The organism is Streptomyces glomeratus (assembly GCF_021462825.1).
GTDB classification, from domain to species: Bacteria; Actinomycetota; Actinomycetes; order Streptomycetales; family Streptomycetaceae; genus Streptomyces; species Streptomyces glomeratus.
In genome coordinates this window covers 117,441-137,696 of record NZ_JAKEEB010000008.1, presented here as the reverse complement: position 1 = coordinate 137,696, position 20,256 = coordinate 117,441, and the positions used below count along the sequence as shown (strand labels likewise).

At 73.2% G+C, this 20,256-nt stretch carries 23 protein-coding genes; 7 read left to right on the top strand and 16 right to left on the bottom strand.

Annotation, left to right across the window (positions count from 1 at the left end):
• Positions 1 to 262: 262 nt before the first annotated feature.
• Genes LZ604_RS12295 through LZ604_RS12270 form a run of 6 tightly spaced genes read left to right on the top strand, consistent with a single transcriptional unit; the run spans position 263 to position 7,253 of the window.
• Positions 263 to 1,573, top strand: a complete 1,311-nt coding sequence (locus LZ604_RS12295; RefSeq protein ID WP_234515074.1) for an ADP-ribosylglycohydrolase family protein — start codon at positions 263 to 265, stop codon at positions 1,571 to 1,573.
• Positions 1,483 to 2,700 carry an ADP-ribosylglycohydrolase family protein gene (locus LZ604_RS12290; RefSeq protein WP_372482128.1) on the top strand — a complete coding sequence of 406 codons (1,218 nt, stop codon included), beginning with the start codon at positions 1,483 to 1,485 and terminating at the stop codon, positions 2,698 to 2,700. The genes LZ604_RS12295 and LZ604_RS12290 overlap by 91 nt, the downstream gene beginning before the upstream one ends.
• Before the next feature lie 8 nt (positions 2,701 to 2,708).
• Complete coding sequence (locus LZ604_RS12285) at positions 2,709 to 3,878, top strand: ADP-ribosylglycohydrolase family protein (protein ID WP_234515072.1); 1,170 nt, start codon at positions 2,709 to 2,711, stop codon at positions 3,876 to 3,878.
• On the top strand, positions 3,866 to 5,227 hold the full coding sequence (locus LZ604_RS12280) for an ADP-ribosylglycohydrolase family protein (protein ID WP_234515071.1): 1,362 nt from the start codon (positions 3,866 to 3,868) through the stop codon (positions 5,225 to 5,227). The genes LZ604_RS12285 and LZ604_RS12280 overlap by 13 nt, the downstream gene beginning before the upstream one ends.
• The gene (locus tag LZ604_RS12275; protein ID WP_234515070.1) at positions 5,224 to 6,411 is read left to right on the top strand and encodes a CaiB/BaiF CoA transferase family protein; all 1,188 of its coding nucleotides are present in this window, start codon (positions 5,224 to 5,226) and stop codon (positions 6,409 to 6,411) included. Before LZ604_RS12280 ends, LZ604_RS12275 begins: the two co-directional genes overlap by 4 nt.
• Positions 6,408 to 7,253 (top strand): HpcH/HpaI aldolase/citrate lyase family protein, encoded by an 846-nt coding sequence (locus tag LZ604_RS12270; RefSeq protein WP_234515069.1) that lies wholly within the window; start codon positions 6,408 to 6,410, stop codon positions 7,251 to 7,253. The genes LZ604_RS12275 and LZ604_RS12270 overlap by 4 nt, the downstream gene beginning before the upstream one ends.
• Before the next feature lie 70 nt (positions 7,254 to 7,323).
• Here LZ604_RS12270 and lgt read toward each other — a convergent pair whose 3' ends face one another.
• The 11 genes from lgt to hisI all read right to left on the bottom strand — a co-directional run bounded on the left by lgt (position 7,324) and on the right by hisI (position 16,505).
• On the bottom strand, positions 7,324 to 8,400 hold the full coding sequence (gene lgt, locus LZ604_RS12265) for a prolipoprotein diacylglyceryl transferase (RefSeq protein WP_234515068.1): 1,077 nt from the start codon (positions 8,398 to 8,400) through the stop codon (positions 7,324 to 7,326).
• A 143-nt stretch (positions 8,401 to 8,543) separates the two neighbouring features.
• Positions 8,544 to 9,320 (bottom strand): DsbA family protein, encoded by a 777-nt coding sequence (locus LZ604_RS12260; protein ID WP_234515067.1) that lies wholly within the window; start codon positions 9,318 to 9,320, stop codon positions 8,544 to 8,546.
• 119 nt (positions 9,321 to 9,439) lie between these two features.
• Positions 9,440 to 10,255: a tryptophan synthase subunit alpha gene (trpA, locus tag LZ604_RS12255; RefSeq protein ID WP_234515066.1), complete on the bottom strand. Its 816-nt coding sequence runs from the start codon at positions 10,253 to 10,255 to the stop codon at positions 9,440 to 9,442.
• On the bottom strand, positions 10,252 to 11,538 hold the full coding sequence (gene trpB, locus LZ604_RS12250) for a tryptophan synthase subunit beta (RefSeq protein WP_234515065.1): 1,287 nt from the start codon (positions 11,536 to 11,538) through the stop codon (positions 10,252 to 10,254). The genes trpA and trpB overlap by 4 nt, the downstream gene beginning before the upstream one ends.
• Before the next feature lie 54 nt (positions 11,539 to 11,592).
• Positions 11,593 to 11,835 (bottom strand): tryptophan biosynthesis modulator TrpM, encoded by a 243-nt coding sequence (gene trpM / locus LZ604_RS36215; protein ID WP_372482130.1) that lies wholly within the window; start codon positions 11,833 to 11,835, stop codon positions 11,593 to 11,595.
• Positions 11,836 to 11,911: 76 nt separating this feature from the next.
• Positions 11,912 to 12,721, bottom strand: a complete 810-nt coding sequence (gene trpC / locus LZ604_RS12245; RefSeq protein ID WP_234515064.1) for an indole-3-glycerol phosphate synthase TrpC — start codon at positions 12,719 to 12,721, stop codon at positions 11,912 to 11,914.
• Positions 12,722 to 12,900: 179 nt separating this feature from the next.
• On the bottom strand, positions 12,901 to 13,359 hold the full coding sequence (locus LZ604_RS12240; RefSeq protein WP_234515063.1) for a DUF2752 domain-containing protein: 459 nt from the start codon (positions 13,357 to 13,359) through the stop codon (positions 12,901 to 12,903).
• A gap of 111 nt (positions 13,360 to 13,470) precedes the next feature.
• Positions 13,471 to 13,713 (bottom strand): HGxxPAAW family protein, encoded by a 243-nt coding sequence (locus LZ604_RS12235; RefSeq protein WP_234515062.1) that lies wholly within the window; start codon positions 13,711 to 13,713, stop codon positions 13,471 to 13,473.
• A 149-nt stretch (positions 13,714 to 13,862) separates the two neighbouring features.
• The gene (locus LZ604_RS12230; protein WP_234515061.1) at positions 13,863 to 14,501 is read right to left on the bottom strand and encodes a TIGR02234 family membrane protein; all 639 of its coding nucleotides are present in this window, start codon (positions 14,499 to 14,501) and stop codon (positions 13,863 to 13,865) included.
• 100 nt (positions 14,502 to 14,601) lie between these two features.
• On the bottom strand, positions 14,602 to 16,089 hold the full coding sequence (locus LZ604_RS12225) for an anthranilate synthase component I (protein ID WP_234515060.1): 1,488 nt from the start codon (positions 16,087 to 16,089) through the stop codon (positions 14,602 to 14,604).
• 11 nt (positions 16,090 to 16,100) lie between these two features.
• Positions 16,101 to 16,505, bottom strand: coding sequence for a phosphoribosyl-AMP cyclohydrolase (hisI, locus tag LZ604_RS12220; protein ID WP_234515059.1), 405 nt, complete (start codon positions 16,503 to 16,505; stop codon positions 16,101 to 16,103).
• Positions 16,506 to 16,587: 82 nt separating this feature from the next.
• Between hisI and LZ604_RS12215 the strand changes: the two genes are divergently transcribed.
• Positions 16,588 to 17,223, top strand: coding sequence for a TIGR03085 family metal-binding protein (locus LZ604_RS12215; RefSeq protein ID WP_234515058.1), 636 nt, complete (start codon positions 16,588 to 16,590; stop codon positions 17,221 to 17,223).
• Positions 17,224 to 17,513: 290 nt separating this feature from the next.
• Here LZ604_RS12215 and hisF read toward each other — a convergent pair whose 3' ends face one another.
• The 5 genes from hisF to LZ604_RS12190 are packed head-to-tail and all read right to left on the bottom strand — an operon-like array spanning position 17,514 to position 20,253.
• Complete coding sequence (hisF, locus tag LZ604_RS12210) at positions 17,514 to 18,269, bottom strand: imidazole glycerol phosphate synthase subunit HisF (RefSeq protein WP_234515057.1); 756 nt, start codon at positions 18,267 to 18,269, stop codon at positions 17,514 to 17,516.
• Positions 18,270 to 18,315: 46 nt separating this feature from the next.
• A complete protein-coding gene (locus LZ604_RS12205; protein WP_234515056.1) occupies positions 18,316 to 18,708 on the bottom strand; it encodes a RidA family protein in 393 nt (130 codons plus the stop codon).
• Positions 18,709 to 18,724: 16 nt separating this feature from the next.
• The gene (gene priA / locus LZ604_RS12200) at positions 18,725 to 19,447 is read right to left on the bottom strand and encodes a bifunctional 1-(5-phosphoribosyl)-5-((5-phosphoribosylamino)methylideneamino)imidazole-4-carboxamide isomerase/phosphoribosylanthranilate isomerase PriA (protein ID WP_234515055.1); all 723 of its coding nucleotides are present in this window, start codon (positions 19,445 to 19,447) and stop codon (positions 18,725 to 18,727) included.
• A gap of 3 nt (positions 19,448 to 19,450) precedes the next feature.
• Entirely contained in the window at positions 19,451 to 20,098 is a 648-nt protein-coding gene (gene hisH, locus LZ604_RS12195) for an imidazole glycerol phosphate synthase subunit HisH (RefSeq protein WP_234515054.1), read from the bottom strand.
• Complete coding sequence (locus tag LZ604_RS12190; protein WP_234515053.1) at positions 20,089 to 20,253, bottom strand: CG2302 family histidine operon protein; 165 nt, start codon at positions 20,251 to 20,253, stop codon at positions 20,089 to 20,091. The genes hisH and LZ604_RS12190 overlap by 10 nt, the downstream gene beginning before the upstream one ends.
• Between the last annotated feature and the right edge of the window lie 3 nt (positions 20,254 to 20,256).

Sequence of the window (20,256 nt, the reverse complement as noted above, 5' to 3'; positions counted from 1 at the left end):
CCCCAGGGTGCTGATTGGACTGTTTCCACTTTTCGACAACCCCGAAAGTACGTCGAAAATTGCCCGGCCGCCAGCAAGGAAAGGCTGGGCTAACCTGCGCTTTTACCTCCGGGCGCTCATCCGTGTATGGCACTGCGCAGATGTCGGAAGGGTGATGCTGCGGCCGGCGAGGCTCGGGGGAACGGCTCGGGTGGCACAGATCCGCACAGCGGTTCCGTCGCCCCGGACCGGGGGCGGGGCGTCCTGAGAGGAGAGGCTCCGTATGGCTTCCATCGCCTGCAGTCCCGCGGCCCCGGCGCCCGGGAACGCCTCCTGCCTGCGGGAACGGGCGCGTGGCGCGCTGCTCGGCCTCGCCGTGGGGGACGCCCTGGGTGCGCCCGCCGAGAACATGAAGCCGTCCGAGATCCGGGCCCGCTGGGGCCGCATCACGGGGTACGTCGTCGACCGGCCCTCCGGCACGGACGACACCGAGTACGCGATCTTCTCGGGGCTGCTGCTGGCCCGGTACGGCTCGGCGCTCACCGTGGCCCAGGTGGAGGCGGCCTGGCACCGGTGGATCGCGGACCGGGACGAGGGGCCGTTCCGCGGGGCGGGCTTCAGCGAGCGGGGGACCCTGGAGAACCTGCGCCGGGGCCTTGCGGCGCCCATCTCCGCACAGCACCGGCACGCCTGGAGCGACGGGCTGGCCATGCGGGCGGCTCCCTTCGGCGTCTTCGCCGCCGGCCGCCCCGCCGAGGCGGCCCGGCTGGTGGCGATCGACGGCTCGGTGAGCCACGAGGGGGAGGGCATCTACGGCGGCCAGGCCGTCGCGGCCGGGGTCGCGGCGGCCATGGCGGGTGCGCCGACGACCGCCGTGGTGGCCTCGGCCCTCGCGGTCGTCCCCGACGACTCGTGGACGGCCCGCTCCCTGCGCCGCGCGGTCGCCGCGGCCCGCCGGGGCGCACGCGCGGTCCGCTCCGCGGTGGTGATCGGCGGCTACCCCTGGACGGACCTCGCCCCCGAGGCGGTGGCCCTGGCCTTCGGCGCGTACGCGGCGGCGGACGGCGACTTCAGGGAGTCGGTGCTCACCGCGGTGAACATGGGCCGCGACGCCGACACCACGGCGGCCGTCGCGGGTGCCCTGGCGGGCGCTGCCCGCGGGGTGTCGGCGATCCCGGCGGCGTGGGCGGCGGCGATCGGCCCGGTTCGCGGCCGGTGCCTGCCCTCCATGGCGGGCCACCACGTCCTCGCCGTGGCGGACCTGCTCACACCGGAGGGCGGCGGGCCGGGGACGGGAGGGGCCGCGGGGGCGAGGAGGACGACGGCGGTAGGGCCGACGGGGGTGAGGGGGTCGATGGGACAGACGGAGTCGAGGGGGTCAATGGGACCGAAAAGGCCGACTGATGCGACGGAGGCGACGGCTGCCGCACGGGGCTCCGCCAACGCCGCGCCTCGGGGCCGGCCCGCGGAGAGCGGCGATCCGGTGTGCCGCAGCGGGCCCCCATGGCAGGACGCCCGGGCTCAGCCCGATCCCGCGGCCTACGCGGAGGCCGCGTACAGGGACCCGGCGGACGAGGGCGGGGTGGAACCGTGAACGCGCCCGCGGGCCCCCGCCGCATCGAGGGGCTGCTGCTCGGGCTCGCCGCGGGTGACGCCGCCGGCTGGCCGGCCGCCCGGCACCGCGCCGCCCGCATGCCCGAGTGGACCCGGCGGCTGACCCGGGAACTGGACACGTTCGCCGAGCAGAACGCGACCACCACCCTGCCCGTGCCGATCGCGCTCAACCAGCCGCCCGAGCCGCTGCGGCTGGGGCCGTCGGACGACGCAGAGTGGGCGGCGTTCGCGGCGGAGGCCGTGCTGCGGGCCGGGGACGGCAGCGCGCTCGGCGACCTGGACCGGCAGCGCAGGATGCGCGCGGCCATCGATCTGTCCTGGAACGCCGTCGCCGCCGAGGTCGCCGCCGCGGCCGACCGCGCGCCCGAGGTCGAGTCGGCGGTTCCGCCGCTGCGCGCCCGCATCTCCGTGCGCGCGGGGCTCGGCAACCTCGCCACCGGTCTGCGCCCGCCGGCCACCGGCCACGACAACCCGCACTACTTCGACGACGCGGCCTGCGTCCGGGCCTGCGTCCTGGCCGTGGCGCACCCGGGGGATCCCCGACTGGCCGCGGAACTGGCGGAGTTCGACGCCCGCTACACCCAGGACGGCGACGGGGTGCACGGTGCGCGCGCCATGGCCGCGGCCCTCTCGCTCGCCCTGTCCGGGGAGCCGGTCGGCGCATGCGTGGAGGCCGCGCTGGCCGAACTTCCCGAGGCCACCGAGATCGGCCGCAACGCCCGGCACGCGCTGACGCTGGCCCGGGGCGGCGACCGCGCCTTCGGTGTCGTACCGCTGCTGGAGCACCAGATCGTCGACCACGTCTACAGCTACGGCGTCGCGGCCGCGGAGACCGTCCCGGTCGCGCTCGCCCTGGCGACGGCGGCACGCGGCCGGATCGCCGAGGCCGTGCCCGCCGCCGCCTGTCTGTCGCGGGTCGCCGACTCCGCCCCGGCCCTGACGGGCGCGCTGACCGGGGCGATCGGCGGCGGCGGGGCGATCCCGGCCGCCTGGCGCGACGCCTGCCGCGCCCTGTCCGGCTGCGCGCTCCCCCGGCTGACCGGTACCGACCTCGTACACCTCGCCGAACTCCTGGAGGCGACGGAACTGACCGCACCGGGGGGATGATTCCGGACATGACGCCCACTTCTGACGAGACGCCCCTTCTCGACGAACGCATCACCGGCGCCCTGGTCGGCGCCGCCGTCGGCGACGCCCTCGGCGGGCCCGTCGAGGGCCACTCCCCCGAGCAGATCGTCGAGCGGCACGGCGGCCGCGTGCACGGAATCGTCGGACCCTGGCACGGCGACGCCTGGCGCACCGCCCGTCCCCTCGCCCCGTACCACAAGGGCGACGGCCACGTCACCGACGACACCCTGATGACGCACGCGCTGGTGCGGGTGTACGCGGCGGTCCGTGACCACCTCGACGCCTACGCGATCGCCGAACACCTGGTCCCCGACCTGATGACCAACCCGCGCTGGATCCCGGAGCTCGAGACGGAGACGATCCCGCTCCGGCGGATCTTCCTCGCGGAGAAGTGGCTCGTGACCAGGCTCCACTACGGCCATGTCGACCCGCGCGAGGCGGGCGTCGGCAACATCGTCAACTGCGGTGCCGCGATGTACATGGCGCCGGTCGGCCTGGTCAACGCGGCCGATCCGGCGGGAGCGTACGCCGAGGCGCTGGACGTGGCGGGTGCGCACCAGTCGTCGTACGGCAGGGAGGCGGCCGGTGTGTTCGCCGCGGCGGTGGCGGCGGCCTGTGCTCCGGGCGCGACCGCCGACTCGGTGGTGGCAGCGTGCCTGTCCGTGGCGAAGGACGGTACGCGCGCCGCCATCGAGACGGTCTGCGACACGGCCTCCCGCTACTCGGACTTCGAGTCCGCGCTGCGTCCGCTGCGGGAGGCGGTGGCCCCGTACGACACGGTGGGCCCCGACTACCGGACACCGTCCCTGGGCGCCCGCAGGCCCTCCCGGTTGCACTCGATCGAGGAACTCCCGGTGGCGCTGGGCATGGTGGTGGTGGCGCGCGGCGACTACCGGCACGCGGTGCTCGGCTCTGTGAACTACGGCCGGGACTGCGACTCCATCGCGACGATGGCGGGCGCGGTCACGGGCGCGCTGGGATCGGAGGTGCCGTCCTACTGGGCGAAGGAGGTAGCGGAGGCGAGCCGTCTGGACCTGCACGCCCCGGCACGGACGCTGACGGAGGTCACGCGGGAGATCTTCGCCCGGGATGTCTGCCGCCGCCGGGCCCATGAGGCGGAGTTCGCCCGGTTGGGAGGCCCCAGGTGCTCCGACTGACCTGGGTCCAGCCGGAGGACCTCCTCGGCCACGAGCTGCGCCAGTCGGCGCACGAGGGCCGTGAGATCTCGGCCGTCGCGGCGCGGTGGTACCGGGCCGGCGGTCCCGAGGCTCCGACCCGGGCGGGCGCGTCGACGGGGCCGGTGTCCCCGTATCTGCGGATGCTGGCGAAGGACCTGCTGGACGAGCTGGCCGACCTGCCCCGCCGGTCGGCGGAGGGCGAGCCGACCTGCCTGGAGCGGATCAAGGCCCTGTGTCCCGACTGGCCCGACCCGCGCGGGGGCGCGCCGGCCCCGGCCGAGGCCCGCCTGGAAGCCGCCTGGCTCGGCCGGGCCGCCGGCTGCCTCCTCGGCAAGCCCGTGGAGAAGCTCCCCCTGGAGGGCATCCGCCGACTCGCCCGCGCCACCGGCAACTGGCCCCTGCACACCTGGTTCACGGCCCGTGGAGTGCCGGACGACCTCGCCGAGCGCTACCCCTGGAACCGCCGCTCCGCGGAAAACTCCCTCGCCGAGAACATCGACGGCATGCCCGAGGACGACGACCTCGACTACCCGCTTGTCAATCTGCTGTTGCTCGGCCGCCACGGCAAGGCCTTCACCACCGCCGACGTGGCACGGCTCTGGCTCGACGAACTCCCCGCCGGCCGCGCCTTCACGGCCGAACGCGTCGCCTACCGCAATCTGCTGTGCGGTATCGAGCCCCCGCGCACGGCCCTCCACCGCAACCCGTTCCGCGAGTGGATCGGCGCCCTGATCCGCGCGGACGTCCACGGCTGGACCAACCCGGGCGACCCGGCCGCCGCGGCCGAACAGGCCCACCGCGACGCCACCCTCACACACACCGCGAACGGCGTCTACGCGGCCATGTTCGCGGCGGCCACCCTCGCCGAGGCGGCCGGCGGCGCCGATGACGTCCACCACTGTCTGGCCACCGGCCTCACCGTGATCCCGCGCGACTCCCGCCTGGCCCGCGCCGTCCGCCACGCGATCCGTCTCGCGCGCGCCACGCGGGACTTCGAGGCGGTCGTCGACGAACTCCACGCCACCCATCGCGGGTACCACTGGGTGCACGCCGTCCCCAACACCGCTCTGATCGCCGCCGCCCTCACGCATGCCGACGGGGACTTCACCGGCTCCGTCTGCCGGGTCGTGTCCGGGGGCTGGGACACCGACTCCAACGGCGCGACGGCGGGCAGCGTCACGGGCCTGCTGGCCGGACACCCCGGGGTGCTGCCCGACCGCTGGACGGCCCCGCTCAAGAACCGGCTGGCCACGTCGGTCGGCGACTTCAACGGCATCGGCTTCGACGCCCTGGCCCATCTCACCCACCGGGAAGCCCACCGCTCATGACCGCGCCCCTCACCGGCCTCCGTGTCCTCGATCTCGCGACCCTGTTCGCCGGGCCCCTCGCCGCCACCCTGCTCGGTGACTTCGGTGCCGAGGTCATCAAGGTCGAGCACCCGTCCCGGCCGGACCCCTCGCGCGGTCACGGCCCCGCGAAGAACGGGGTGGGCCTGTGGTGGAAGCTGCTTGGCCGCAACAAACGCACGATGACCCTGGACCTGTCCCGGCCCGGCGGGCGGACGACATTGCTGCGCCTGGCCGCGACCGCCGACGTGGTGATCGAGAACTTCCGCCCGGGCACGCTGGAGAAGTGGGGTCTGGGCTGGGACGAGCTGTCGGCCGCGAACCCCCGGCTGGTCCTCGCCCGGGTGACCGCCTTCGGCCAGTTCGGGCCCTACGCGCACCGCCCCGGCTTCGGCACGCTCGCGGAGGCGATGAGCGGGTTCGCGGCCATCACCGGGGAGCCCGAGGCGCCCCCGACGCTGCCGCCGTTCGGACTGGCCGATTCCATCGCGGCTCTCACGACGGCGTACGCGGTGCTGACCGCACTCGCGGGCCGCGACCGCACCGGCGCGGGACAGGTGGTGGACCTGGCGATCATCGAACCGATCCTCACGGTCCTCGGCCCTCAGCCGATCTGGTACGACCAGCTGGGCCATGTCCAGGAGCGCACCGGCAACCGCTCCCAGAACAACGCGCCGCGCAACACCTACCGCACCGCGGACGGCGGCTGGGTCGCGGTCTCCACCTCCGCGCAGTCCGTCGCCGAGCGGGTGATGCGCCTGGTGGGCCGTCCGGATGTGATCGAGGAGCCGTGGTTCGCGACCGGCGAGGACCGGGCACGGCACGCCGAGGTGCTCGACGAGGCGGTCGGCGGGTGGATCGCCCGCCACACCCGAGCGGAGGTGCTGAAGGAGTTCGAGAAGGCGGAGGCGGCCGTCGCGCCGGTGCAGGACGTACGGGACGTGATGACCGACCCGCAGTACGCGGCACTGGACTCGATCACCACGGTCCCCGACCCGGAACTCGGCCGGCTGCGCATGCAGAACGTGCTGTTCCGGCTGTCCGCCACGCCCGGCGTGATCCGCTGGGCGGGCCGTCCGCACGGCGCGGACACACAGGCGGTCCTGAGCGAGCTCGGCCTCACGGACCGGGAGATCGCCGCGCTCGCGGCGGAGGGCGCCCTGTGAGCGCGGGCCCGGGCTTCCCCCCTCTCACCTTGCTGTACGCGCCCGGGGACCGCCCCGAGGTGGTCGGCAAGGCGCTGCTGTCGGGAGCCGATGTGGTGCTGGTCGACCTGGAGGACGCGGTCGCCCCGGACCGCAAGGAGTTCGCGCGGGCGGCGACGGCGGAACGGCTGTCCGAGCGCCCGCCGGTGCCGGTCCACGTCCGCGTGAACGCGCTGGACAGTCCCTGGGCCGAGGCGGACCTCGCGGCACTGTGGGCCCTGCCCGGCCTGTCGGGTCTGCGCCTGCCCAAGGTGACGTCACCGTCGGACGTGGTGCGGGTGGCGGAACGCACCGTGTCCGGGACGGGCGGGACGGTCCCCCTCTACGCCCTGCTGGAGACGGCACTGGGCGTGGAGCGGGCGTTCGCCATCGCGTCGGCTCACCCGGCCCTGCGGGGCATCGCGCTCGGCGAGGCGGACCTGCGGGCCGATCTAGGCGTCCGGGCGGACGCGGGACTGGACTGGTCGCGGGCCCGGGTGGTGGTGGCCGCCCGTGCCGCCGCGCTGCCGCCGCCCGCCCAGTCGATCTACCCGGACACGCGGGACCTGGAGGGCCTGGCGGCCTCCTGCGCTCGCGGCCGGACGCTGGGCTTCCTGGGCCGGGCGGCGATCCATCCCCGCCAGCTCCCGGTCATCGAGCGCGCCTATGCGCCCACCGTGGAGGAGATCTCACGGGCTGAGGAGGTCCTGAAGGCGGCGGTCAGGGACCCGGGAGCCCAGGCCCTCCCGGACGGGCGCTTCATCGACACGGCGGTGGTGCGGGAGGCGTACACCACGCTGTCACTGGCCCGCCGGAGGCGCTGAGGTCTTGTCCGTACACGTCGGGGGCGCCGTATCCGGTGATACGGCGCCCCCGACGGCGTACAGACGTCGCTCAGCTCTTGTTCGCCGACCGGGCCCCGTCCGCCGGAGTCTTCGAGTCCGCCGGGGTGTCCTGGTCCTCGGAAGCCTCGGCCGCCCCGGATGTACCCGGCGTCCGGGCCTCTTCCTGAGCCGCCGGCTTCCCGTCGGCCGCCTCGGAACTCACCTCGGCGGGCTTGGGCTCCCCGTCCGCGGGCTCCTGCTTCCCGTCGGCCGGTTCCGGCTTCTTCTCGGGGTCCGCGGCACCGGCGCCCTGCCCGGCCTCGCCGTCGAAGGCGTCCCGTTCCACGATCTCCTCGCGGCCCGGCCGCAGCCGCGACGAGACCACGATGTACGCGACGGCGCACAGGAACACCAGCATCGCGGTCCAGTCGTTCAGCCGCAGGCCCAGAATGTGGTGCGCGTCGTCGACCCGCATGTACTCGATCCAGCCGCGGCCCACACAGTACGCGGCCACATACAGCGCGAAGGCCCGTCCGTGCCCCAGCTTGAAGCGGCGGTCCGCCCAGATCACCAGGAATCCCACGCCGATGCACCACAGCGACTCGTACAGGAACGTCGGGTGGTAGTAGCCGGGCACCCGCCCGCCCTCCGAGGACGTGATGTGCAGCGCCCACGGCAGGTCCGTCGCCCGGCCGTACAGCTCCTGGTTGAACCAGTTGCCCCAGCGGCCGATCGCCTGCGCGAAGGCGATACCGGGCGCGACGGCGTCGGCGTACGCGGGGAGCGTGATGCCCCGGCGCCGGCAGCCGATCCACGCGCCGACCGCCCCGAGCGCGATCGCACCCCAGATGCCGAGCCCGCCCTGCCAGACCTTGAACGCGTCCACCCAGTCACGGCCGTCGCTGAAGTACAGCTCGTAGTCCGTGATCACGTGGTACAGGCGTCCGCCGACGAGGCCGAACGGCACCGCCCAGACCGCGATGTCGGCCACCGTGCCCGGTCGGCCGCCGCGGGCGACCCAGCGTTTGTTGCCGAGCCACACGGCTACGAAGACACCGATGATGATGCAGAAGGCGTAGCCGCGCAGCGGAACGGGGCCGAGGTGCAGCACTGCGCGCGACGGGCTGGGGATGTAGGCAAGTTCCATGGCAAGAACGACGCTACCGTGCCGGACCCGCAGCAGGGGAACCGACCCGGCTACGGGTCCATAACGTAGGGCTTCCTCGGCGTGGCGGGACGGGAGGCACGCCGGGCGGTGCGCGCCTCCTCATGACCGGTCGGGGACGTGCTTCAGGACTTGTTCGCCGCCTCCACCATCTGCTTCAGCTTCGCGGGGGTCATCGTCCGGTCCTCGTAGATGTTCTTTCCGTCGAGGAACACGGTCGGGGTGCCCTTGAAGTCCCCGGCCTGGAAGGCGTCGTTCGACTTCACCACCCAGCGGTCGTGGGTGCCGTCCTTCACGCACTTCCGGAAGCCGGGCGTGTCGAGGCCGGGCACCTTGCCCGCCAGCGCGATCAGTTTCGCGTTGTCGGAGAAGGAGTCCTGGGTCTCGCTCGGCTGGTTCTGGTACAGCACGTCGTGGTACTCCCGGAACCTGCCGGCGTCCTGGGCGCACGCCGCCGCGTTGGCCGCGCGGCGGGAGCCGCTGCCGCCCGCGTTTCCGTCGATGAGCGTGACCAGGTGGTACTCGGCTCTGAGCTGTCCGGCGTCGACCAGCTGGTGGATCGTCGGGCTGTAGGCGGTCTCGAAGCCCTGGCAGGCCGGGCAGCGGAAGTCCTCCCACACCGTGAGCGTGGACTTCGCGGAGTCCTTTCCCACCGGGATCGCGAGCTGGTCCTTGCCCGTCGCGCCCGAGGGCGCCACGGCGGGACCGGCGGCGCCGCTCTTGCCGCTCTTCCCGGCGTTGGCCGCCAGGAGACCCACCACCGTCGCCAGACCCAGGACACAGACGACCGAGGCGCCCACGATCAGCGCCCGTCGGCGCCGGTCCGCGGCCTGCTGCTTCTGTCGCTCGACCGCCAGCCGCTCACGGGCGGTGCGCTTTCCGTCACGGTTCTTCTCGCTCACATCCGGCAGAACGAACCGGGGAGGCGCAGCGCGCCTCCCCGGTCCCAGGTCCACCCGTTCGAGCGAGAAATGGTCCGGCACGCGGGGAATTCACCCTGCCGGGTGAGTTCCCCGGGGTGTCACGCGGTGCCGCGCACGCCCGCGGCCAGCTCGCCCGCCAGGGTCCGTACGGCCTCCAGGGCCGCCGCCTCGTCCCCCGCGTCGAGGATCCGCTTCACGAACGCCGAGCCGACGATCACTCCGTCGGCGAACCCGGCCACCTCGGCGGCCTGCGCGGCGTTGGAGACGCCGAGGCCGACGCAGACCGGCAGATCGGTGGTCGCACGGGTGCGCCGGACCAGGTCCTGGGCCTGCGCGCCGACCGACTCCCGGGTACCGGTGACGCCCATGAGGGAGGCCGCGTAGACGAAGCCGGAGCCCGCAGCGGTGATCCGGGCGAGCCGCTCGTCCCTGCTGCTGGGCGCGACCACGAACACCGTGGCCAGCCCGTGCTTCTCGGCGTGCTCCCGCCACAGCGCCGACTCCTGCACGGGCAGGTCCGGCAGGATGCAGCCGGCGCCGCCCGCCTCGGCCAGCTCGGCGGTGAAGCGCTCCACGCCGTAGCGGTCGATGGGATTCCAGTACGTCATCACCAGCACCGGCTTCCCGGTCGCCTCGTACGCCTCGCGGACCGTGCGCATGACGTCGGCGATCCTGAGGCCGCCGCGCAGGGCGATGTCGTCGGCGGTCTGGATGACGGGGCCGTCGAGGACCGGGTCGCTGTGCGGCAGGCCCACCTCGACGACGTCGGCGCCGCCGTCCAGCACCGCCTTGACAGCGGCGATGCCGCCGTCGACGGTCGGGAAGCCGGCGGGCAGATAGGCGATGAGCGCGGAGCGTCCCTCGGCCTTCGCGGCGGCGAGGGTGTCGGACAGCAGTCGGATGTTGCCGCTCACTTGGCGTCCCCCTCGATCTCCGCGGCGTCACTGTCGGCGTCCGAGGCGACGGACGCGTCGGTGTCGTACAGGCCGAAGTACCGGGCGGCCGTGTCCATGTCCTTGTCACCGCGCCCGGACAGGTTGACGACGATCAGCCCGTCCCGGCCCAGCTCCCTGCCGACCTCCAGGGCACCCGCGAGGGCGTGGGCGCTCTCGATGGCCGGGATGATGCCCTCCGTGCGGGACAGCAGACGCAGGGCCTGCATCGCCGCGTCGTCGGTGACGGCCCGGTACTCGCCGCGGCCGCTGTCCTTGAGGTACGCGTGCTCGGGGCCGATGCCCGGGTAGTCCAGGCCCGCGGAGATCGAGTACGGCTCGGTGATCTGGCCCTCGTCGTCCTGGAGGACATAGGACCGCGAGCCGTGCAGGATCCCGGGCTCGCCTGCGGTGAGCGTGGCGGCGTGCTCGCCGGTCTCGACACCGTGGCCGGCGGGCTCGCACCCGATGAGACGGACGGAGGTTTCGGGGATGAAGGCGTGGAAGAGGCCGATGGCGTTGGAGCCGCCTCCCACGCAGGCGACGGCGGCATCGGGCAGCCGCCCGGTGCGCTCGAGGAGCTGCCGCCGGGCCTCGACGCCGATCACGCGGTGGAAGTCGCGCACCATGGCCGGGAACGGATGGGGCCCGGCCACGGTGCCGAAGAGGTAGTGGGTGTGGTCGACGTTGGCGACCCAGTCGCGGAACGCCTCGTTGATGGCGTCCTTGAGGGTGCGGGAGCCGGACTTCACGGCGATGACCTCGGCGCCGAGCATGCGCATGCGGGCGACGTTGAGAGCCTGCCGCTCGGTGTCGATCTCGCCCATGTAGACGGTGCAGTCGAGCCCGAAGAGGGCACAGGCCGTGGCGGTGGCGACGCCGTGCTGGCCGGCGCCGGTCTCCGCGATGACCCGGGTCTTGCCCATTCTCTTGGTCAGAAGGGCCTGCCCGAGCACATTGTTGATCTTGTGGGAGCCGGTGTGGTTGAGGTCCTCGCGCTTGAGGAACACCCGGGCGCCACCGGCGTGTTCGGCGAACCGCGGCACCTCGGTGAGGGCGCTGGGCCGGCCGGTGTAGTTGACGAGCAGTTCGTCGAGCTCGCGGGCGAACTCGGGGTCGGCCTTGGCCTTGTCGTACTCGGCGGCGACCTCGTCGACGGCGGCGACGAGGGCCTCCGGGATGAACTTGCCGCCGAACGCGCCGAAGTACCCCTCGGCGCTGGGGACCCGACCCTCCGGGTCGGGAATGAAGAACTCGCTGGGCATGCGGATACCTCACGGTGAGTGCGTGGAAACGAATCGCCGTGGGGCCGGGGCTGGTCAGACGGCCGCGGGCCGCCTGTGGATTGTCGCGCTCACGCGGCGGAGCCGCGTGTTCGGGCACTGCCCCGCGCCCCCGGAGGGGCGCCATCGCATCCCGTTGACCTGCCCCGGCTCATCACCGATGACGTACCGCACCCGTCGCCCGTGCACCCGCCGCGCGGGCGCCCGGCAGCCACGCGGCCGGCACCCTCGGGCGAGACGGGCATACGGGTCCCTGGCCGCCATGGTGATCGAAAGCATCATCGACAACAACCCTACCGGGCCGGGGCCGTCCGGCTGCCCGCACCGGGGCCACCGGGCCGGTCCCGGAGCCACGTCAGTCCCGCCCGTGCCGCAGCGCCGGGTGGGCCCCCGCCGCCACCAGGTCGGCGACCGCCGTCTTCGGGTCGCGCCCGGTCACCAGGGACTCGCCCACGAGCACCGCGTCGGCGCCCTCGTTGGCGTACGCGATGAGGTCGTGCGGTCCCCGTACCCCGGACTCGGCGACCTTCACGATCCTCTCGGGGATCTCGGGGGCGACCCGCTCGAACGTCGAGCGGTCGACCTCCAGGGTCTTCAGATTGCGCGCGTTGACGCCGATCACCTTGGCGCCGGCGTCCACCGCCCGCTCGACCTCCTCCTCGTCGTGCACCTCGACGAGGGGCGTGAGCCCGATGGACTCGGCACGCTCGATGAGGGACTCGAGGGCGGGCTGGTCAAGGGCGGCGACGATCAGCAGCGCGAGGTCGGCGCCGTAGGCGCGGGCCTCCCAGAGCTGGTAGGAGGTGACGATGAAGTCCTTGCGCAGCACCGGAATGTCGACCCGGGCCCGCACGGCCTCCAGGTCGGCCAGCGAGCCGCCGAAACGGCGCTGTTCGGTCAGGACGGAGATGACGGCCGCGCCGCCCGCCTCGTAGTCCGCGGCAAGACCCGCCGGGTCGGCGATCGCGGCGAGCGCGCCCTTGGACGGGCTGGACCGCTTGACCTCGCAGATCACCTTGACGCCGTCGCCCCGCAGGGCGGCGACGCCGTCCTTGGCGGGACGCGCCTTCGCCGCGCGCTCCTTGAGCTCGTCGAGGCTGACGCGCGCCTGCCGCTCCGCAAGGTCGGCACGGACTCCGTCGATGATCTCGTCGAGCACACTCACGCGAGCGGCCCCCTTCCTGACGGTTGAGGATTGAAGAAGCTCTGTCGCTTCGAAGCTCGGTCCACCGGGATCGATCGCCCCGCGGGCGGAACCAATGGTCACTGCGATGGTATCCGGAGGAGGGCGTAGACCTCGCATCCGGTTGACGCCGGTCCCACTACCTGGACATTTCCCCCAGGTCAAGGATGCAGCCAGCCACCGAAGGGCAGGTTGCGGACAACCGTGAAGACGAGCAGCAGGGCGCCCAGGCCCCACAGCGGTACCGGACCGGGGTCGAACCGCAGACGCCGCCCCCGCACCGCGTGGACCGCCCACAGGGCCCACACCACCGCGAACCCCAGATAGCCCGCGACGGCGAGCGCGTTGTCCTGGAGCGCCGCCGGGAAGTCCCCGTGCACGAAGGCGTGCGCGCTGCGCAGTCCGCCGCAGCCGGGGCAGTACAGGCCCGTGTAGCGCAGCAGCGGGCAGACCGGGTAGTGGCCGGGCTCGTTGGGGTCCACGGCCCCGACGTACGCGAAGGCGCCGACGACCCCCGCGAGCACCCCGAGGGGGACGGCGGTCCGCCGGAGCACGGCGGCGGCCCCCGACGGCGCGGGGGGCGGCACCACGCTGGGGAATTCGGCGTTCACGGGAGGCATTCTGCCTGCCCCGCTCCCGGCGCGCGCGGGGGAACGCGTGAGGCGGCCGCCGGGCCTGCCGGGGCCGCCTCGCGTCCGGGACGCAGGAGACCTACGAGGTCGCGGAGGGATTCAGTGGTCCGCGGTCGCGCTCGCGGGCTGGTGCGCCGAGTGCGCCGGCGTCTTCGGCTGGCCGAGGCCCATCTGGCGCATGAGGCCGCCCACGACGCCACCGAGTGCGATGATCACCATACCCGCCCAGAAGCCGACCGGCTGGGCCATCACGGTGAAGGCGCCCGAGACGCAGAAACCGATGAAGGCGATGATGACACCGGTCCAGGCGGCCGGGGTGTGACCGTGGCTGCTGCCCGCCATGACTTGCTCCTTGCTGACTGTATGGACGTGTCTGAGCCGAACGCTCGGCGCTCATTGTCCCGCACCCGGGCGGATGGGGCGTGGGCGGGGTCGCTCCCGGCGGAGCCTGGCCCGGCTCCGGTGGTCCCGCCGCGGCGGGCGGGGCCCGGTCAGGCTCCCGTGGGGTCCTCACCCCGGTCGAGCGCCTTCCAGAGGTCCTCGGGGCGGTCGGGGTCGACGGGCTTCGCCCGGCGCGGCCGGGGGGTGCCGTCCCGCTCGTAGCGGCCGGACATCGCGGGCCAGAGCCGGCCGAAGCGCAGGGCGAGCAGTCCCGCGAGGAGGAGGAGCGCGCCGCCGGCCGCCGCCACATACGGCCAGACGGTGTGTGTGAGCGCGAAGGCGGTCGCGGAGGTGTCGCCGGCCGCCTGGGCCGCCTTCTCGTCGAGCGCCGACCCGTCCGTGGCGCCGAGGAGCGCCGCGGCGACGGTGCCGGCGCCGGAGAGCGCGAGCAGCCCGGAGACGAGGAGACGCCCGGCCCTGCGGACGGCGAAGACGGCGACGAGCGCGGCGAGGCCCACTATGGCGAGCGCCGCGGGCACGCCCGTGACCTCGCTCCCCTTGGCGGTCAGCGGGAAGTCTCCGCCGGCCACCGTCACGGTCCCCGCCGACCAGCTCTGCCGGGAGGCGAGCAGCGCGACGGCCGCGCCCACGGCCCCGCTCAGCAGGGCCAGGGCGAGGCTGCGGCGGCCGGACCGGACGGGGGCGGCGGCCTCGGTTCGGGGGTGAGGTACGGCAGTCACGTACTCCACTATCGCCTGAACCCCGGGCGAACCGTCACCCGGGCCCCCTTATCGGATGATCGACGCGCCCGCTCCCGGCTCGTCGGCCCCGCGCCACCGGCTCATCGGCTCATCGGCCCAGCCGGCCGGCCGTGTGGATCGCCCGCAGTACGGCGGCCGCCTTGTTGCGGCACTCGTGGTCCTCGGCGACCGGGTCGGAGTCGGCGACGATGCCCGCCCCCGCCTGGACGTATGCCGTGCCGTCCCGCAGCAGCGCCGTGCGGATGGCGATGGCGGTGTCGGAGTCGCCCGCGAAGTCCAGGTAGCCGACGCAGCCGCCGTACAGCCCCCGCCGTGAGGGCTCCAGTTCGTCGATGATCTGCATCGCCCGCGGCTTGGGCGCGCCGGAGAGCGTGCCCGCCGGGAAGCAGGCGGTCAGGACGTCGAAGGCCGTGCGTCCCTCGGCGACCCGGCCCGTCACGGTCGAGACGATGTGCATCACATGCGAGTACCGCTCGACGGACATGAAGTCGACCACCTCGACCGAGCCCGGTTCGCAGACCCGCCCCAGGTCGTTGCGGCCCAGGTCGACGAGCATCAGGTGCTCGGCACGCTCCTTGGGGTCGGCCAGCAGTTCCTCGGCGAGCGCCTGGTCCTCCTGCGGGGTCGCGCCGCGGTGCCGGGTACCCGCGATGGGGTGGACCATGGCCCGGCCGCCCTCGACCTTGACCAGTGCCTCGGGGCTGGATCCGACCACGTCGAAGCCCTCGAAGCGGAACAGGTACATATAGGGAGACGGGTTGGTGGCCCGCAGCACCCGGTAGACGTCCAACGCGCTTGCCGAGCACCGCGTTTCGAAGCGCTGCGACGGGACGACCTGGAAGGCCTCGCCCGCGCGGATGCGCTCCTTGATGTCCTCGACGGCCTCCCGGAAGTCCTCGCCTCCCCACCGGGCGGTGTACTCGGGCAGCTCGGAGGGCGGGAGGGCGGCGGCCGGCTGCGGGACCGCGCGGGCGAGGTCGGCCTCCATCGCGTCGAGGCGGGCCACGGCGTCCGCGTAGGCCTCGTCGACGCCCGTGTCGAGGTCGTTGTGGTTGATCGCGTTCGCGATCAGCAGGACGGAGCCCTCCCAGTGGTCCATGACCGCCAGGTCGCTGGTCAGGAGCATGGTCAGCTCGGGCAGCCGCAGCTCGTCCCGCTCGCCCGGGCCGATCTTCTCCAGCCGGCGCACGATGTCGTAGCCCAGATAGCCGACCATGCCGCCGGTGAACGGCGGCAGATCATCCTGGTGCGGCGTGTGCAGGGTCTCGATGGTGGCCCGGAGGGCCGCCAGCGGGTCACCGTCCACCGGGACGCCGACCGGCGGGGCACCGAGCCAGTGGGCCTCGCCGTCCCGTTCGGTGAGGGTGGCGGCGCTGCGGACGCCCACGAAGGAGTAGCGGGACCACTTGTACGCGGAGCGGCCGTTCTCCGCGGACTCCAGCAGGAAGGTGCCGGGGCGCTCCCCGGCGAGTTTGCGGTAGAGCGCGACCGGGGTGTCGCCGTCGGCGAGGAGCTTGCGCGTGACCGGGATGACCCGTCGGTCGGTGGCCAGCTTGCGGAACGTCTCGAGGTCCATGGCGGCCGACCTTACTGATCCGCGGGGGCGGCGGCGCGGGTCACCGTGTCCCCGAGCAGCACATCGGCGTCGAAGCACGTGCGGTCGCCGGTGTGGCAGGCGGCGCCGACCTGGTCGACCTTGACGAGCAGGGTGTCCGCGTCGCAGTCCAGGGCGACCGACTTGACGTGCTGGACGTGGCCGGAGGTGTCGCCCTTCACCCAGTACTCCCGGCGGCTGCGCGACCAGTAGGTGCAGCGTCCGGTCGTGAGCGTGCGATGCAGGGCCTCGTCGTCCATCCAGCCGAGCATCAGCACCTCCCCGGTGTCGTACTGCTGGGCGATCGCGGGGAGCAGACCGTCGGCACTCCGCTTGAGGCGCGCGGCGATCTGGGGGTCCAGGCCGCTGGGCCTGCTGGGGTCGGGCGTGCTGGTCATGTCGACCATTGTGCCGCGCCCCGGCGTCGTCGCCGGTCGCCGTCCGGTGGGCGGACCGTCCTTGCGGTCGTACGCTGACTGCATGTCGACCCATGCGAAGCGTGAAAGGCTCCTGCTCGCCGATCTGTTGGAGGCCACGGGCCCGGACGCGCCCACGCTGTGCGAGGGCTGGAACACCCGGGACCTCGCCGCGCACGTGGTGGTGCGCGAGCGGCGCCCGGACGCCGCCGGCGGCGTGCTGGTCAAGCAGCTCGCGCCGCGGCTGGAGAAGGTGATGGAGGAGTACACCGCGAAGCCGTACGAGGAGCTGATCCAGCTGATCCGTACCGGGCCGCCGCGGTTCTCGCCCTTCCAGCTCAAGCAGCTCGACGAGGCGGCGAACACGGTCGAGTTCTATGTCCACACGGAGGACGTCCGCCGCGCTCGGCCCGACTGGACGCCGCGCGAGCTCGACCCCGTCTTCCAGGACGCCCTGTGGTCTCGCCTGGAGCGCACGGCCCGGCTCACCGGCCGCAAGGCGCCGACGGGACTGGTACTGCGCCGCCCGGACGGGCAGACGGCGGTCGCGCACCGGGGTACGCCGGTGGTGACGGTGACGGGCGAGCCCTCGGAACTGCTGATGTTCTCGCTCGGCCGGCAGCGGGTGGCGGATGTGGAGCTGGAGGGCGACAAGGAGGCGGTCGCCAAGGTGCAGGACGCCAAGGAGCTGGGGCTCTGAGGGGGGCGCTCAGCGGGGGAGCCCGGCGCGGCGCAGGTCGCGGGCGCCGAGGGCGGCGACCCCGCTCAGCCCGCAGACCGCCGCGCTGACGAACACCGGGCCGGTGCCTGCCCCGGACGCCGATCGCGAGGGAACCCGCGAAGGGCGTGTACGCGACCGGCTGCCCTGGGTGCGGCAGCGGTCCGCGCAGCGTGAGCAGCGGGGAGGCGGCCCCACGCCCCGTTCCCGCATCCGCGCGTCATGAAGCCCCGGCCTCCGTGAGGCGACCGGGGCCGGAGGCGAGAGCGGTGTCACCGGACCGGGTGGCCCGCCTCCCGCAGGGTCTCCTTCACCTCGCCGATGCGCAGGTCCCCGAAGTGGAACACCGAGGCCGCGAGCACCGCGTCCGCGCCCGCGGCGATGGCCGGCGGGAAGTGGGCCGCCTTGCCGGCGCCGCCGGAGGCGATCACCGGGACCGTCACGTGCTTGCGCACGGCCGCGATCATCTCCAGGTCGTAGCCGTCCTTGGTGCCGTCCGCGTCCATCGAGTTGAGCAGGATCTCCCCCGCGCCCAGCTCGGCGGCCCGGTGCGCCCACTCGATCGCGTCCATGCCGGTGCCGCGGCGGCCGCCGTGGGTGGTCACCTCGAACGAACCGGACTCGGTGCGGCGCGCGTCGACCGACAGCACCAGCACCTGCCGTCCGAAACGCTCGGCGATCTCCCGGATCAGGTCCGGGCGGGCGATCGCGGCCGTGTTCACACCGACCTTGTCGGCGCCCGCGCGCAGCAGCCTGTCCACGTCCTCGGCCGTGCGGACACCGCCGCCGACCGTCAGCGGGATGAAGACCTGCTCGGCGGTGCGGCGCACCACGTCGTACGTCGTCTCGCGGTCGCCCGAGGACGCGGTGATGTCCAGGAAGGTCAGCTCGTCGGCGCCCTCGGCGTCGTACACCTTGGCCATCTCGACGGGGTCGCCCGCGTCGCGCAGGTTCTGGAAGTTGACTCCCTTGACGACCCGGCCGTTGTCCACGTCCAGGCAGGGGATGACTCGGACCGCCAGGGTCATGAATCCACGGCTCCTCTTGCTGCTTCGGGCCTTTTGAAGGCTGCTTCTAGCCTCTGTAGGCTTCCAGTTCCACTTCGACCAGGATGCGTGGGTCGACGAAGCCCTCCACGACCAGCAGGGTCGAGGCGGGGCGCACCGAGTCGAACAGCTCCTTGTGGGCCCGGCCCACCTCGTCGACATCCCGCAGATGGGTCAGGTACATCCGGGTCCGGAGCACCGATTCGGGACCGAGCCCGAACTCGGCGATCGCTTCCAGCGCGCTGGTGAAGGCCACCTTGGCCTGCTCGTACGGATCGCCCTCCCCGTACAGCACCCGCCCCCGGAAGGACGTGGTTCCCGCCACCAGCACACGGTCGCCCGCGGCGACGGCGCGTGCGAAGCCGAAGCTCTCTTCCCAGGGACTTCCGCTCTGTACCCGCCGCACGGCTTCCGACGTCATGACACCGTGTCCTTTTTCACGACGTAGCCTCCAAGGCCTCTTCGAGCGTGAACGCCTTCGCGTACAGGGCCTTCCCGACGATCGCCCCTTCGACACCGAGGGGCACGAGGCCGGCGATCGCCCGCAGGTCGTCCAGGGACGAGACACCGCCGGAGGCCACGACCGGGCGGTCGGTGGCGGCGCAGACGTTCTTCAGCAGGTCCAGGTTCGGGCCCTGGAGGGTGCCGTCCTTGGCGATGTCGGTGACGACGTAGCGCGCGCAGCCCTCGTTGTTCAGGCGCTCCAGCGTCTCGTAGAGGTCGCCGCCGTCACGGGTCCAGCCGCGGCCGCGCAGCGTGGTGCCGCGCACATCCAGACCGACCGCGATCTTGTCGCCGTGTTCGGCGATCACCCTGGCGACCCATTCCGGGGTCTCCAGGGCGGCCGTGCCGAGGTTCACTCGGGTGCAGCCGGTGGCCAGGGCGGCGGCCAGGGTGTCGTCGTCGCGGATGCCGCCGGACAGCTCCACCTTGATGTCCATGGCCCGGGCGACCTCGGCGATCAGCGCGCGGTTGTCGCCGGTGCCGAACGCGGCGTCCAGGTCGACCAGGTGCAGCCACTCGGCGCCCGCCCGCTGCCAGGCGAGGGCCGCCTCCAGCGGGGAGCCGTAGGAGGTCTCCGTGCCGGACTCGCCGTGGACGAGGCGTACGGCCTGGCCGTCGCGGACGTCGACGGCGGGGAGGAGTTCGAGCTTGGCCATGGTCTACAGGGTTCCGATCCAGTTGGTGAGCAGCTGCGCTCCGGCGTCGCCGGACTTCTCGGGGTGGAACTGCGTGGCCCACAGGGCCCCGTTCTCGACGGCCGCCACGAACGGCTTGCCGTGCGTCGACCAGGTCACCTTGGGGGCGTGCAGCCTTGAGCTGAGCGTCTCCATGGTCCAGTCATGGACGGCGTAGGAGTGCACGAAGTAGTACCGCGTGTCCACGTCCAGTCCGGCGAAGAGCTCGGAGTCGGCCGGCGCCTCGACGGTGTTCCAGCCCATGTGGGGCACGACGTCGGCCTGGAGCGGTCCGACCGTGCCGGGCCACTCGTCGAGGCCCTCGGTCTCGACGCCGTGCTCGATACCGCGGGCGAAGAGGATCTGCATGCCGACGCAGATGCCCATCACCGGGCGTCCGCCGGACAGCCGGCGGCCGATGATCCAGTCGCCACGCGCCCCGCGCAGCCCCTGCATACAGGCGGCGAAGGCACCGACGCCCGGCACCAGCAGACCGTCGGCGTTCATGGCCCGGTCGTAGTCGCGGGTGATCTCCACGTCCGCCCCCACGCGTGCGAGGGCGCGCTCGGCCGAGCGGACGTTGCCGAAGCCGTAGTCGAAGACCACGACCTTCTTCGGGGTGCTCAACTCCACACCCCCAGTCGCATGACGCCCGCCACCAGACACATCGCGGCGCCGAGGGACAGCAGCACGATGAGGCTCTTGGGCATCTTCTGCTTGACGAAGGAGATGATCCCGCCGAGGAGGAAGAGCCCGACGACGATGAGGACGGTCGAGGTGCCGTTCATGGC

What these genes read in the sequence shown, in the direction of transcription:
- trpB (WP_234515065.1), bottom strand. Translation starts at nt 11,538, where the DNA reads ATGCCCAGCGAGTTCTTCATTCCCGACCCGGAGGGTCGGGTCCCCAGC.
- hisI (WP_234515059.1), bottom strand. Translation starts at nt 16,505, where the DNA reads ATGACCAGCACGCCCGACCCCAGCAGGCCCAGCGGCCTGGACCCCCAG.
- LZ604_RS12275 (WP_234515070.1), top strand. Translation starts at nt 5,224, where the DNA reads ATGACCGCGCCCCTCACCGGCCTCCGTGTCCTCGATCTCGCGACCCTG.
- LZ604_RS12235 (WP_234515062.1), bottom strand. Translation starts at nt 13,713, where the DNA reads ATGGCGGGCAGCAGCCACGGTCACACCCCGGCCGCCTGGACCGGTGTC.
- LZ604_RS12225 (WP_234515060.1), bottom strand. Translation starts at nt 16,089, where the DNA reads ATGGACCTCGAGACGTTCCGCAAGCTGGCCACCGACCGACGGGTCATC.
- LZ604_RS12190 (WP_234515053.1), bottom strand. Translation starts at nt 20,253, where the DNA reads ATGAACGGCACCTCGACCGTCCTCATCGTCGTCGGGCTCTTCCTCCTC.
- LZ604_RS12215 (WP_234515058.1), top strand. Translation starts at nt 16,588, where the DNA reads ATGTCGACCCATGCGAAGCGTGAAAGGCTCCTGCTCGCCGATCTGTTG.
- LZ604_RS12285 (WP_234515072.1), top strand. Translation starts at nt 2,709, where the DNA reads ATGACGCCCACTTCTGACGAGACGCCCCTTCTCGACGAACGCATCACC.
- hisF (WP_234515057.1), bottom strand. Translation starts at nt 18,269, where the DNA reads ATGACCCTGGCGGTCCGAGTCATCCCCTGCCTGGACGTGGACAACGGC.
- LZ604_RS12290 (WP_372482128.1), top strand. Translation starts at nt 1,483, where the DNA reads ATGGCAGGACGCCCGGGCTCAGCCCGATCCCGCGGCCTACGCGGAGGC.
- LZ604_RS12240 (WP_234515063.1), bottom strand. Translation starts at nt 13,359, where the DNA reads ATGCCTCCCGTGAACGCCGAATTCCCCAGCGTGGTGCCGCCCCCCGCG.
- LZ604_RS12205 (WP_234515056.1), bottom strand. Translation starts at nt 18,708, where the DNA reads ATGACGTCGGAAGCCGTGCGGCGGGTACAGAGCGGAAGTCCCTGGGAA.
- trpM (WP_372482130.1), bottom strand. Translation starts at nt 11,835, where the DNA reads ATGCTTTCGATCACCATGGCGGCCAGGGACCCGTATGCCCGTCTCGCC.
- priA (WP_234515055.1), bottom strand. Translation starts at nt 19,447, where the DNA reads ATGGCCAAGCTCGAACTCCTCCCCGCCGTCGACGTCCGCGACGGCCAG.
- lgt (WP_234515068.1), bottom strand. Translation starts at nt 8,400, where the DNA reads ATGGAACTTGCCTACATCCCCAGCCCGTCGCGCGCAGTGCTGCACCTC.
- LZ604_RS12295 (WP_234515074.1), top strand. Translation starts at nt 263, where the DNA reads ATGGCTTCCATCGCCTGCAGTCCCGCGGCCCCGGCGCCCGGGAACGCC.